This window comes from Parviterribacter multiflagellatus (assembly GCF_056863265.1).
This window is the reverse complement of sequence record NZ_JBXPIZ010000009.1, coordinates 190045-202367: the sequence shown is the minus strand read 5'-3', so window position 1 is coordinate 202367 and position 12323 is coordinate 190045. Positions and strand designations below refer to the sequence as shown.

The window sequence follows — 12323 nt, the reverse complement described above, 5'->3', positions numbered from 1 at the left end:
CTGTGACCCGCCACACCGAGCGCTCCACCACCGCCGCGTGCGTCGCGACGGTGATCGGCGTCCCCGCCGTCGAGGTCCCGCTGGATCCCGAGGAGCGCCGGGCGTGGCTGGCCGGCCGCGGGCTGGGGCTCGTGCCGGTGGCGGATGCCGCGGCGTTCGCGTGGGCCGGGCCGTGGATCGCGCGGCGGCCCGCGGCCGACGGGTCCGGGCCGCGGGCGGTCGTGATGTTCGGCGTGCCGTCCGGTCCGATCTGGGATCCGGCCGGCACGACCGACGAGGTGCTCGACGGGTTCGTCGTCGCCGCGCTGGACGTGTCGGTGTGGGAGCCGCCCGCCGCGCGCGACCCGGGCGTGGGCGTCGTGGAGGAGATCGTCGTCGCGCCCGACGCGGCGGCGCCGGTCGTGTCGGTGGCGGAGGCCGAGGCCATCCCGGGCGTCGGCCTGCGCGGCGACCGCTACGAGGTCGACCGCGGGACGTTCCGCTCGTTCCGCCCCGGGACGGCGCTCACGCTCATCTCCGCCGAGGCGCTGGAGGAGCTGGCCGCCCAGCGCGGCGCGCCGGTCGATCACCGCCGCAACCTCGTCGTGCGCGGGATGGACCTCAACGCGCTCGTCGGCCGCCGCTTCAGCGTCGGCGGCGTGCTGTGCGAGGGGCGGCGGCTGTGCGAGCCGTGCGTCCACCTGGAGAAGCTCAACGACGGCGGCGTGCTGCGCCCGCTCGTGCACCGGGGCGGGCTGCGCGCGGACATCCTCGAGGCGGGGATGTTGCGCGTGGGCGCCGAGGTCGTGCCGCTGGCGTGACATCCGCGGCGGCGCGGGTACCAACGGGCCATGGCGATCGCCACGCCCCACCGCCGGGCGACGCCGCGCGCGGAGGTCGCGTGCGCGGTGACGCTCACCCGCCGTCGCCGCCACGGCTCGCGCGAGCCCGCGCCGGTCAGCGGCGAGACGCAGGACCTCGGGCCCGGCGGCATGCGCATCACGTGCGCGCGGCCGCTGAAGATGGACGAGCAGCTCGACTTCGACGTCACGCTGCGCGACGGCACGCACGTCTCCGGCTGCGCCCACGTCGTCCGGATCGCGCCGCGGCAGGTGTACGCGCTGTGCATCGACACGCTGCCCGACGCGGACGGGCAGCGGCTGTGGGAGCTCGCCGCCGGCTGAGCTCGCGCGCCGGCGCCGGTGCGAGACTGGCGCGCTGATGGCCGATCTGCAGGAGCTCGTCGACGACCTCGCGCTGGCGATCGGCCGCCCGATCGCGATCGACGACCGCCGCTGGCGGCTGCTCGCGTCGAGCGCGCACGCGGACGAGCCGGACGCGGTCCGCCGCACGTCGCTGCTCGCGCGGTCGGTGGCGCCGGAGGTCGGCGCGTGGCTGGAGTCGCTCGGGCTGCTGCGGGCGCGCGAGCCGGTGGTCACGCCCCGCAACGACGAGCTCGACATGGCCGAACGGTGGTGCGTGCCGCTCCGCCACGGCGACCGGCTCCTCGGCTTCCTGTGGGTGATCGTCGGGGACCGGCCGCTGGACGCCGCCGAGGGTGAGCGCGTGGGGGAGGCCGCGAGCGCGGCGCGCGACGAGCTGTGGCGGCGCTGGTCGGAGGCCGACGCGCGCCTGGCTCGCATCCGCACCGCGGTCGCGGACGGCGCGACCGATGCGCTCGCGGCCGCGCTCGGCTGGCCGGCCGGCGCGCGCTTCGCGGTCGCGGTGGCCGACGGCGACGACGCCCTGCCCGACCGCCTGCGCCGGCGGTGGCCGGTCGGCGAGGCGCTCTGGCTCCCCGACCGCACCCTCGTCCACCTCCGCGACACCCCGCCCGCCACCCTCGCCACCGCGCTCGCGGAGGCGGGCGCCGCGCGCGTCGGCGTGAGCGGCGCGCACACCGACCTCACCGCGCTCGCCACCGCCACCCGCCAGGCCGACCTCGCCCGCCTCGCCGCGGCCGCGCGCGCCTCCGCAGCCCCCTCCGCGCCCGCCGCCACCGCGCTCCCCTCCGGCGCGCCGGCGTGGGACGCCCTCGGCGCGTGGGCGGAGGTGGCGTGGCTGTGGGACGCCTCGGGGCGGCCCGAACCGCCGGAGCCGGTGCGGGCGCTCACCGGCCACCGTCACGCGGCGGATCTCGTGGCTGCGGCGGAGGCGGTGCTCGACGCGGCGGGGGACGTGACCGCGGCGGCCGCGCGCCTCCACGTGCACCGCGCGACGCTGTACCGGCGGCTCGACCGCGTCGAGGAGGTCACGGGCCTCGACCTCGCGCGCGGTGACGATCGCCTCCAGCTCCACCTCGGCCTGCGCGTCTGGCGCCTCGCCGCCGCCGCCGACCGGTGAGGTTTCCCGTGCACTTTGCGAGAATCCATGCGCAAGGACAGAAACGTGCTTGCGTTCGGAACGCCATCCCGACTAGCGTCGCCGCATGCAAGCCCGCCGCGCGCTCAGCAGGTGGGGAACGGCACAGGCGCTCCTGCTGACGGCGGCCCTCGCGGTCACCGCAGCGCCGGGCGCGGCCGCTCCCCTCGACCAGGAAGGCCTCTCCGGGCTCGCGGCGCCGCCCGCGACCGCGGCGTCCTTCAACCTCCCGCCGATCCCGCTCACCGGCCCGGTCGTGATGAACGAGGACGCGGGCCCGCGCGCGATCACGCTCGTCGCGATCGACCCCAACGGCGACCCGCTCACCTACACGATCACCGACCCGCCCGACCACGGGACGCTCGCCGGTGCGGGCGCCGGCCGGTCGTACACGCCCGACGCGGACTTCAGCGGCGGCGACAACTTCACCTACCGCGTCAGCGACGGCCGCGGCGGCACGGCCCAGCAGCGCGTCGACATCACCGTGCTGCCCGTCCGCGACGCGCCGTCGATCGCCCCGAGCCCGTCCAGCTGGCCGTACACGATCGGCGGCCCGCCCGTGGCGGTCGACCCGAACCTCGCGGTGTACGACCCGGACTCGCCGCTCTTCCTCGCCGCGACCGTCCGCATCGACGCCGGCCGCCAGCCCGGCGACGTCCTCGCGGTGGCGCCCACGCCCGGCCTGATCACCTGGTACGACGCGGCGACCGGGACGCTCTCGCTCTTCGGCGTGGCGCCGCAGAGCACGTACGTCAGCGCGCTGCGCAGCGTGACGTTCTCGACGACGGCCCCGAACCCCGGCACCGCGCGGACGATCCGCTACACGGTCGACGACCTCACCGGCCTGCGCGGTCAGGCGAGCCGGACGCTGACGATCGTCGGGCCCAACCAGCCCCCGGTCAACACCGTGCCGGCCTCTCTGAGCACGGACGAGGACACGCCGGTCGCGCTCGACGCGTTCGGCGTCGCCGATCCCGACGCGGGCGCCGACGACGTCGAGCTGACGCTGACGGCCGACCACGGCACGTTCGTCGTCGACCCGTCCGCCACCGCGGACGTCACCGGCAGCGGCACCAGCACCACCGTGATCACCGGCACCGTGGCGGAGGTCGACGCCGCGCTCGACGCCGCCACGTATGAGCCGGACGCCGACTACTTCGGCAGCGACACGATCACCGTCACGACCGACGACCTCGGCCACAACGGCGCCGGCGGCCCGCAGACCGACACCGACACGGTCCCGGTGACGATCGCGCCCGTGGACGACGGGCCGCAGCTCGAGCAGCCCGACACCGCGCCGCTCACCTACACCGAGGACGATCCGGCCGAGGACCACGCGGCGGTGATCGTCCCCAACCTGGCGATCACCTACGACGACGGCACCACGCTGACCGGCGCGACCGTGCGGCTGGTCGGCCACGCGCCCGGCGACGAGCTGGTCTTCGCCGACCAGTCCGGCATCACCGGCAGCTACGACGGCGCGACGGGGACGCTGGAGCTGACCGGCACCGCCACCGTCGCGGACTACCAGGCAGCGCTGCGCTCGGTCGCGTTCCGGACGACCTCCGAGGACCCGGCCGCCGGCCCGCGGACGGCGGAGGTCGAGGTCGCCGACGGCGCCGCCGCAAGCGACGTGGTGAGCCGGACGATCGAGGTCGTGCCGGCAAACGACGCGCCGACCGCAGACGACGAGGCCCTGAGCGGGACGAGTCGGGCGGTCGGCAACACGTCGCTCGTGGTCGACGACCCGAGCGACGGCGCGCCCGACCCGGCCGGCCCGCAGAAGACGGTCACCGGCAGCGTGCTCGACGGCGACACCGACCCCGACGACGGCGCGCTCACCGTCGTGCCCGGCACGTTCCCCACCACCGGCGGCGGCAGCGTGACGATCGAGGCCGACGGCGACTTCACGTACCTCCCCGAGCAGGGCTGCGGCGACACGACCGACACGTTCGAGTACACGGTCACCGACGGCGACGCGACCGACACCGGCACCGTGGAGCTGACGATCGCGGGGTGCGTCTGGTACGCCGACGCCGCTGCGCCCGCGCCGCCGCCCGGCACGGCCGGCACGTCGCAGACGCCGCTGAACGACCTCGGCCCCATCGCCGGCGCCGGCGGCAGCGGCGACGAGGACACCGCCGCCGACCGGATCTTCCTCCACGACGGGACGTACGGCGGCGGGCTGCCGCTGGAGACCGGCCAGCAGGTGCTCTCCGAGCGCCACGGGCTGGCCGTCCCCGACGGCGGCTCCGGCACGGCGACGCTCCACCCGGCCGACCCGGGCGCCGCGCCGTCGCGCATCGACGGCGGCGTGACGGCCGCGAGCGGCAACACGCTCCAGGGCGTCGACCTCGGAGCGAACGCGGGCGGGTTCGCGCTCTCCGGCACCTCGGTCGGCACGCTCACGGTCAACACCCAGACGAGCGGTCGCATCGACAACCCCGCCGGCGGCGCCGTGAGCATCGCCGGGAGCGGGAACGCGCTGGCCGTCGAGCTGTCCGAGCTGTCCTCCGGCGGCGGGACGAACGGGCTGGCGCTGACCAACGCGTCCGGCACGTTCACCGCGGCGGGCGGGACGCTCACCGGCGCGAGCGGCCCGGTCGTCGCGCTCACCGGCGGGACGGTCGGCCTGACGCTCGGCGCCTCGGTCGCCGACGACGCCGGGACGCTGGTGAGCATCGCCGGCGCGACCGGCGGCACGAAGCGGTTCGACGGCCTCGTGACCGATGCGCCGGCCGACGGCGACGGCGGTGGCGTGCGGCTGACCGGCAACGCCGGGGCGACCGTGCGGTTCGACGGCGGCCTGAACCTGTCGACGGGCGCGACCGACGGGTTCGTCGCGACCGGCGGCGGCGCGGTGGCGGTCACCGATCCCGTGGGCGCGGCCAGCGCGACGCTCGACACCATCACCGGCACGCCGCTGCGCGTCACCGGCACCGCGATCCACGCGAGCGACCTGACGTTCGAGCGGATCGCGTCCAGCGGCGCGGCCAGCGGCGTCGTGCTCGACGGCACCGGCGCCGCAGGCGGGCTCACCGTCACCGGCGCCGGCGGCCCGTGCACTGCGGCCACGCCGACGTGCACCGGCGGCACGATCCAGGGCTCCACCGGGGCGGGCGTCGCGCTGACGAACGTGGGCGGGGGCGTCGACCTCACCGGCGTCCGCGTCCGCAACGGCGCGGACGACGGGGTGCGCGCGACCGCGGTGGCCGGGCTCCGGCTGACCGGCGCGCTCGTGGTCGGCAACGGCAACGCGGCGCAGGAGCGCGGGCTCGACCTGACCGACGTGACCGGCGCGGCGGGGCTGAGCGGCACGACCGTCAGCGGGAGCTTCGCGGACAACGTGCGGCTCGCCAACGCGGCCGGGAGCGTCGAGCTGGACGTCAGCTCGTCCACCATCGCGGCGGCCGGGCAGGGCGACGGCCTGCAGGTGTCGGGCGCCGGGAACGCGACCGTGAAGACGGACGTCACGTCGAGCACGCTGCAGGGCAACTTCGACGACGCGCTGCACCTGCTCACGGCGGGCGCGAACACGGCGACGATGCACCTCAACGTCGCCGGCAGCACGATCAGCGCGAACGCGTCGCAGGTCGCGGCGGGCGCGCTCGTCACGATCAACCCGTCGGGCGGCTCGCAGACGCGGGTCGCGGTGGGGACGAGCACGCTGTCCACGTCGAAGGGCAACGCGCTGATCCTGTCGCCGTCGGGCAGCGCGCAGTTCGACGCGACGGTGACCGGCAACGACGTGCTCGACGCAGGCGGGAACGGCATCCGCGCGCGGGCGGCGCAGAGCGCGTCGAGCCGGGTGCGGCTGACGGGCAACACGATCGCGGGATACCGCTCCAACGGCGCGTACCTGAGCCACGGCGAGGGCGGCGGCACGGCTTCGTACCTGGTGCACGGGAACACGATCGGCGCGCCGAACCCCGCCGCGTTCGAGGGCCTGTTCGTGGAGGCGGGCGCGCTGACGACCGACACGTCGGTGGTCTGCGCCGACATCGGCGGCGCCGGGGCGCTGGCCAACGACCTCGGCGACGCCGGCGCGAACGGCGCCGACGACGTCGCGTTCTCCCGGTACGAGAACGCGCAGCTGCGGCTCCCCGGGCTGGGCGGCGCGGACCTCACGACGTACATCCAGAGCCGCAACACCGGGAGCCCGACCGCGGCGTCGTACGGGCCGCTCGATCCGACCGACGGGCCGGCGTGCGCCGCGCCGGCCCTGCCGCCGGCGCCCTGAGCCGCGGCTAGCGATGCGCGTTGCGCGGCGCCTCGGGCATCCGTCCGAGGCGCTCGCGCAGCGCCGCGAGGTAGTCGTGCAGCTCGGCCGGCTCGTGGACCTCGACGGCGGCCTCGAGCAGCGCGACGGTCGCGCCGAGCCACGCCATCGACTCGGCGGTCATCGTCAGCCGGCAGCGGTCGTCGCCGAGCGGCTCGACCTTGCCGCCGAACCAGCGGGCGCGCTCCTCGACGTGGGCCGCGGGCGCGTGGACGGTCATGACGGCGTGGAGCTGCGCGCTCATCGCGCCGATGCCGTCCTGCACGAACGTGGCGGCGTCCTCGGCGGGCAGCTCGCGCGGGTGGAAGCGCGCGCCGGACACGCGCGGGTCGCTCATCCGGTCGATGCGGAAGCTGCGCCACGCGTCGCGGTGGGTGTCGAACGCGACGAGGTACCAGCGCTGACCGATCGAGACGAGCCGGTGGGGCTCGACCGAGCGGGTGGCCGACTCGCCGTCCCGGCGCTGGTACTCGAACTGGAGGCGCTCGTTGTCGCGGCAGGCCTGCGCGATGAGCGTCAGCGCCTCGGGGTCGAGCACGAAGCGGCGCGGGTACGCGAACGGGACGGTGAACGCGGACAGCGCGTGGACGCGCCGGCGCAGCCGCTGGGGGAGGACCTGCTCGAGCTTGGCGAGTGCGCGCACCGAGGTCTCCTCGATGCCGTCCACGCTGCCTGTGGCCGCGGTGCGCAGGCCGACGGCGATCGCGACCGCCTCGTCGTCGTCGAGCAGCAGCGGCGGAAGCGTCGTGCCCGCCTGGAGCCGGTATCCACCCGCGACGCCGCGCGTCGCGTCGACCGGATAGCCGAGCTCGCGCAGCCGGTCGATGTCCCGGCGCAGCGTCCGCGGGCTCACGCCCAGGCGGTCCGACAGCTCGCCGCCCGGCCAGAACCGGTGGGTCTGCAGGAGCGTCAGGAGGCGGAGCATGCGCGACGTCGGATCGCTCATGCAGAAGAGGATGACCGCGATTGCGGTCAGGTTGCGACCGCTACATGATGCTGGCCATGGAGGTCTGGTGGCGGGCGACCATGCCCGCGGCCCGCGCCTCCTCGGCCGTCTTGTAGCGCTCGTAGCCGACCGCGACCGGCGCCTCGGTGTCGGGGTCGTCGAAGCGCCAGCGGTGGTGGCCGCTCTCCGGATCCGTGAAGCAGGCGACCGACAGGTCGTCCGCGCCCTCGGCCAGCCGCTCGGCGGCGCGGTGGGCGGCGTAGCGGGAGGCGAAGCCCGTCGGCGGCGCGGCCGCGATGTGCCCGTCGGAGGCCCACAGACGCCACGCGTACGTCCCGTCGGCGGTGTGATGGATGTCGAAGCTCCACATGCGCGGTGTCGGCCATGCCCAACCTGGGCCGGGCCTATCCGCACGCGGGCGAACGGTGGAAGTGCGACAGCTGTCGCGAGCTTCGTGCCGTCGTTGCGACGGGTGTGCACTGGCATCGCGCAGGAGCGGGGAGGACCCTTCACACCATGGCCGCGCTGACGCACCCGCCCGCCGATCTCGAGCCGCAGATCCTCGCGCTCGGCACCGACCTGGCCGCGCGGCTCCCCGCGCCGGGCCGCCTCTCGCCGGCGCGCGCGGAGCGCCGCATGACCGAGCTGCTCACCGCCGATCCGGCGCTGAAGGCCGCGCTGTTCCGCTTCGTCGACGTGCGCCCGGCCTGCACGACCCCGGCCGACGTCGCCCGCCACCTGCAGGAGCTGCTCGACGAGGCCGAGTCGTCGCGGGTGGCGCAGCGCGTGGGCCGCGTGGTCGGCACGCGCGTGGCGGCCCGCCCGGTGGCCGCCGCGGCCGCGCGCGCGGTCAACCACATGGCGCAGCGCTTCATCGTCGGGGAGGACGCCGCGGGCGCGCTCCCGGTGATCGAGCGGCTGTGGCACGAGGGCGCGACGGCGACGGTCGACCTGCTCGGCGAGGCGACGGTGACCGAGGCGGAGGCCGACCGCTACGCCGCTCGCTGCGAGGAGGCGTTGCGCGTCCTCACCGCCGCGGCGCCGAAGTGGTCCAGCCAGGCGCTCGACCGCGACTCGCACGGGCCGCTGCCGCGGGTGAACCTGTCGGTCAAGGTGAGCGCGCTGACGCCGCTGCTGCGGGCGCACGCGCCGGAGCGCGGCGTGGAGGGCGCGCGCGAGCGGCTCCGGCACCTGCTGCGGGTCGCGCGCGACACCGGCGCGCACCTGCACGTCGACATGGAGTCGCTCGACACGCGTGAGGCGATCACGCGGCTCACGCTGGAGCTGCTGTCCGAGCCGGAGTTCGCCGAGGGCCCGTCGGCGGGGATCGTGCTCCAGGCGTACCTGACCGACTCGCCCGAGCAGCTCGACGAGCTGCTGGCGTGGCAGCGCGCGACCCCGCGGGCGCACCCGCTCACGATCCGCCTCGTCAAGGGCGCGTACTGGGACCACGAGGTGGTCGAGGCCGCACAGCACGGGTGGCAGGCGCCGGTCTTCACCGACCGCCGCGCGTGCGACCGCAACTTCGAGGCGCTCACCCGCCGCCTGCTCGACGCCGTCCCGGACGTCCGCGTGGCGATCGCGTCGCACAACCTGCGCTCGATCGCGCACGCGTGCGCGTACGCCGACGCCATCGGCCTGGCCCGCGGCGACCTCGAGCTGCAGGTCCTCCGCGGCCTCGGCGACGACACGCAGGCGGCGATCGTCGCCACCGGCCGCCGCGTCCGGACGTACTGCCCGGTCGGCGACCTCGTGGCCGGCATGGCCTACCTCGTGCGCCGGCTGCTGGAGAACACCGCCAACGACTCGTTCCTCGCCGCCACCGCGGCCGGCGTCGACCCGACCAGCCTGCTGGAGGCGCCATGACGATCCCACCGTTCGCCAACGAGCCGCTGCTCGAGCTGCGCCGCGCCGCCGTCCGGGAGGACGCGCTCCGGGCGCTCGCGGCGCTCGACGCCCAGCTCCCGCTGGACGTGCCGATGCTCGTCGGCGAGGAGGTCGTCCGCGGCGGCGAGACGTTCGACTCGGTCGACCCCGGCGACCCGGCGCGGGTCGTCGCGCGGGTCGCGTCCGCGCGCGCCGAGCACGTCGACGCGGCGGTCGCGCGGGCGGTCGAGGGCCACCGGGCGTGGTCGCGGCGCTCCGCGGAGGACCGCGCGGCCGCGCTGCTGCGCGCCGCCGAGCTCCTGCGCGGGCGGCGGCTCGAGCTGGCGGCGCTCGCGGTGCGCGAGTGCGGCAAGCCGTGGGCGGAGGCCGACGCAGACGTGTGCGAGGCGATCGACTTCCTCGAGTACTACGCCCGCGGCGCGGTCGCGCTTGGGGCGCGGGGTGCGGAGTCACTGCTCCAACTTCCCGGAGAGCGCAACGCGATGCGCTACGTCGGGCGCGGCGTCACGGCCGTCATCGCGCCGTGGAACTTCCCGCTGGCGATCGCGTGCGGGATGGTCTCCGCGGCGCTGGCGACCGGCAACGCGGTCGTGCTCAAGCCGGCCGAGCAGGCGCCGGCGTGCGCGAAGGCGATCGTCGACGCGCTGCACGCGGGCGGCGTCCCGCACGACGCGCTCTCGCTCCTGCCCGGGGGCGACGAGCCCGGCAAGGCGCTCGTCGCCGACCCGCGCGTCCACACGATCGCGTTCACCGGCTCGTGCGCGGCGGGGCTGTCGATCGTGGAGGCCGCCGCGCGGATCGTGCCGGGACAGCGGCATCTCAAGCGCGTGATCGCGGAGATGGGCGGCAAGAACTGCGTGATCGTCGACGCGGACGCGGACCTCGACGACGTCGTGCCCGCGCTGCTCAAGAGCGCGTTCGCGTTCGCCGGCCAGAAGTGCTCGGCGGCGTCGCGGGCGCTCGTCCACGAGGCCGTCGCCGAGGAGCTCGCCGCACGGCTGGCGGGCGCGGTCGAGACGCTGCGCGTCGGGCCGGCGAGCGACTTCGCGACCGACGTGCCGCCGGTGATCGACGCCGAGGCGCAGGCGCGCGTGCGCCGGTACGTGGCGCTCGGCGCGGAGGCCGCGGGAGCCGGCGCGGTGACGTCGGCGCCGCTGAGCGCGGAGGCCGCGGGCAGCGGCGGCTACTACGTCGCGCCGACGATCCTCACCGGGCTGCCGGCCGACTCGCCGGTCGTGCGCGAGGAGATCTTCGGGCCGGTGCTGTCGGTCGAGACGGTGCGGTCGGTCGAGCATGCGTGCGATGTCGTCGACGGGTCGCCGTTCGCGCTCACCGGCGGGCTGTTCTCGCGCTCGCCGCGCACGGTCGAGCTGGTGACCGAGCGGACCCCGGTCGGGAACCTCTACGTCAACCGCGAGATCACCGGCGCGATGGTGGGCCGTCAGCCGTTCGGCGGCGGGCGGCTGTCGGGGACGGGCCCGAAAGCCGGCGGGCCGGACTACCTGCTGCAGTTCGTCGAGGCGCGTTCGGTGACGGAGAACACGGTCCGCCACGGCCTCGTCGTGTGAGCGCCGCCCGCGGGCGGCGCGTCATCCTCTCGGGGTGACGTCTCCCGAAGCGATCCGGCTCACCGTGCGCGAGCCGGCCGAGGCCCTGCTCGACGACCCCTTCCGTGTGGAGGCGTCCACGCCCGACGGCGCGGCGCTGCGCTGGCGCGCGCGGGTGCGCGACGACGACGGCCGCGTGTGGCGCGCGTGGGCGGCGACGCCCGACGCGCTCGCCGCTGCGTGGGGGCCCGCGAAGGAGGGCACCGGGCCGGTCGCGGCGCTCGCCTCGCTGCGGCCGGTGCAGGTCGACGTCCGCGTCGAGGCGGAGGACGGACGCGCCGCGGCCCGCACGCTCACCCGCCGCCTCGTCGGCCCGGGGGTCAAGGCGCGCCGTTGGCGCGGGCCGGTCGCCGCCCACCTCTTCCGCCCGGAGCGCGACGCGACCGCCACGGTGCTCCTCGACGCGACCGCCGGGGAGGACGCGACCCGCACGGCCGAGCTCGCCGCTCCCCTCCTGGCGTCCCGCGGCGTCCTCGCCCTCGTCGTCCCGCCGCCGCGCAAAGGCCCGGGGGAGGAGGCGGTCGCCGCGGCGACCGAGCTGCTCGCCGCCGTCCCTGGCGTCGACGGCATCCGGACGCTGGCGGCGGCCCCGGCGGGCGGCGGCGGCTCCGGCGCCGTCCCGCTCCCACCCAACATCCCCGCCCGCGGGAAGGACGCCGCCGAGCGCGCGGCGGCGTGGGACGCGCTGCTCGCCGACCTCGGCGCGCGGCCCCGCGGTTAGTACTCGGCGGCGATCGCGAACAGCTCGTCGACCGTGAACGCGACGGCGCTGCGGGGCACCTCGAGCACATCCGCCCCGGTCAGCACACGGCACCGCCCGTACTCGCGGCCGGACGGCTGCTCGTAGACGAGCACGCGCCGCTTGGGCTCGTGGACGATCCAGCAGACCTCGTGACCCGCGGCGGCGTAGATCGGGAGCTTGCGCTGGGCCTCGTACCACGCGCTCACCACCACCTCGACGACGAGGCGGCACCGTTCCGGAGCTCGCCCTCGGTCGCGGTGCGCGGGAAGCGCGAGGTCGGGCTCGGGCATCGACGTCGTGCCGGCACGGACGGGCGCCTGGATGCGAAGGTCTGCGAGGGCTGGGGCAAGGAGCCGCGTCAGCGCCTGGATCACGTAGACGTGCTCCTCCCCTTGCGGGGCCATCGAGACCACCTGGCCGTCGAGGAGCTCGACTTTGGCTTCCGCGAGCACGCCGCGGTCGCAGAGCGCCTCGTACTCCGCCAGCGAGAGCTCGTGCTGGACGGCCGGTGCGCGTGCCATG

Annotated in this window: 10 protein-coding genes; 7 read left to right on the top strand and 3 right to left on the bottom strand. The window is 76.3% G+C overall.

The window, feature by feature from the left end; genetic code table 11:
• Positions 1-2: 2 nt before the first annotated feature.
• The 4 genes from AC1UE5_RS20015 to AC1UE5_RS20000 all read left to right on the top strand — a co-directional run bounded on the left by AC1UE5_RS20015 (position 3) and on the right by AC1UE5_RS20000 (position 6580).
• Positions 3-800, top strand: a complete 798-nt coding sequence (locus tag AC1UE5_RS20015) for an MOSC domain-containing protein (protein WP_482926817.1) — start codon at positions 3-5, stop codon at positions 798-800.
• Positions 801-830: 30 nt separating this feature from the next.
• Positions 831-1163, top strand: a complete 333-nt coding sequence (locus AC1UE5_RS20010; protein ID WP_482926815.1) for a PilZ domain-containing protein — start codon at positions 831-833, stop codon at positions 1161-1163.
• 37 nt (positions 1164-1200) lie between these two features.
• Positions 1201-2322 carry a helix-turn-helix domain-containing protein gene (locus AC1UE5_RS20005; RefSeq protein WP_482926813.1) on the top strand — a complete coding sequence of 374 codons (1122 nt, stop codon included), beginning with the start codon at positions 1201-1203 and terminating at the stop codon, positions 2320-2322.
• Positions 2323-2407: 85 nt separating this feature from the next.
• Positions 2408-6580 (top strand): tandem-95 repeat protein, encoded by a 4173-nt coding sequence (locus AC1UE5_RS20000; protein ID WP_482926811.1) that lies wholly within the window; start codon positions 2408-2410, stop codon positions 6578-6580.
• A gap of 7 nt (positions 6581-6587) precedes the next feature.
• Here the strand turns inward: AC1UE5_RS20000 and AC1UE5_RS19995 are convergent, their stop codons facing one another.
• Positions 6588-7565: a helix-turn-helix transcriptional regulator gene (locus AC1UE5_RS19995; protein ID WP_482926809.1), complete on the bottom strand. Its 978-nt coding sequence runs from the start codon at positions 7563-7565 to the stop codon at positions 6588-6590.
• Positions 7566-7605: 40 nt separating this feature from the next.
• Positions 7606-7935: a hypothetical protein gene (locus AC1UE5_RS19990; RefSeq protein WP_482926808.1), complete on the bottom strand. Its 330-nt coding sequence runs from the start codon at positions 7933-7935 to the stop codon at positions 7606-7608.
• Between the two features lie 146 nt (positions 7936-8081).
• Here AC1UE5_RS19990 and AC1UE5_RS19985 point away from each other — a divergent pair, with 146 nt between their 5' ends.
• The 3 genes from AC1UE5_RS19985 to AC1UE5_RS19975 are packed head-to-tail and all read left to right on the top strand — an operon-like array spanning position 8082 to position 11780.
• Positions 8082-9431, top strand: coding sequence for a proline dehydrogenase family protein (locus AC1UE5_RS19985; protein ID WP_482926806.1), 1350 nt, complete (start codon positions 8082-8084; stop codon positions 9429-9431).
• A complete protein-coding gene (locus AC1UE5_RS19980) occupies positions 9428-11020 on the top strand; it encodes an aldehyde dehydrogenase family protein (RefSeq protein WP_482926804.1) in 1593 nt (530 codons plus the stop codon). The genes AC1UE5_RS19985 and AC1UE5_RS19980 overlap by 4 nt, the downstream gene beginning before the upstream one ends.
• Before the next feature lie 34 nt (positions 11021-11054).
• Entirely contained in the window at positions 11055-11780 is a 726-nt protein-coding gene (locus tag AC1UE5_RS19975; protein WP_482926802.1) for a hypothetical protein, read from the top strand.
• Here AC1UE5_RS19975 and AC1UE5_RS19970 read toward each other — a convergent pair.
• Complete coding sequence (locus tag AC1UE5_RS19970) at positions 11777-12322, bottom strand: Uma2 family endonuclease (RefSeq protein WP_482926800.1); 546 nt, start codon at positions 12320-12322, stop codon at positions 11777-11779. The genes AC1UE5_RS19975 and AC1UE5_RS19970 overlap by 4 nt on opposite strands.
• Position 12323 lies beyond the last annotated feature (1 nt).

What these genes read in the sequence shown, in the direction of transcription:
- AC1UE5_RS20010 (WP_482926815.1), top strand. Translation starts at nt 831, where the DNA reads ATGGCGATCGCCACGCCCCACCGCCGGGCGACGCCGCGCGCGGAGGTC.
- AC1UE5_RS20005 (WP_482926813.1), top strand. Translation starts at nt 1,201, where the DNA reads ATGGCCGATCTGCAGGAGCTCGTCGACGACCTCGCGCTGGCGATCGGC.
- AC1UE5_RS20000 (WP_482926811.1), top strand. Translation starts at nt 2,408, where the DNA reads ATGCAAGCCCGCCGCGCGCTCAGCAGGTGGGGAACGGCACAGGCGCTC.
- AC1UE5_RS19995 (WP_482926809.1), bottom strand. Translation starts at nt 7,565, where the DNA reads ATGAGCGATCCGACGTCGCGCATGCTCCGCCTCCTGACGCTCCTGCAG.
- AC1UE5_RS19990 (WP_482926808.1), bottom strand. Translation starts at nt 7,935, where the DNA reads ATGTGGAGCTTCGACATCCATCACACCGCCGACGGGACGTACGCGTGG.
- AC1UE5_RS19985 (WP_482926806.1), top strand. Translation starts at nt 8,082, where the DNA reads ATGGCCGCGCTGACGCACCCGCCCGCCGATCTCGAGCCGCAGATCCTC.
- AC1UE5_RS19980 (WP_482926804.1), top strand. Translation starts at nt 9,428, where the DNA reads ATGACGATCCCACCGTTCGCCAACGAGCCGCTGCTCGAGCTGCGCCGC.
- AC1UE5_RS19970 (WP_482926800.1), bottom strand. Translation starts at nt 12,322, where the DNA reads ATGGCACGCGCACCGGCCGTCCAGCACGAGCTCTCGCTGGCGGAGTAC.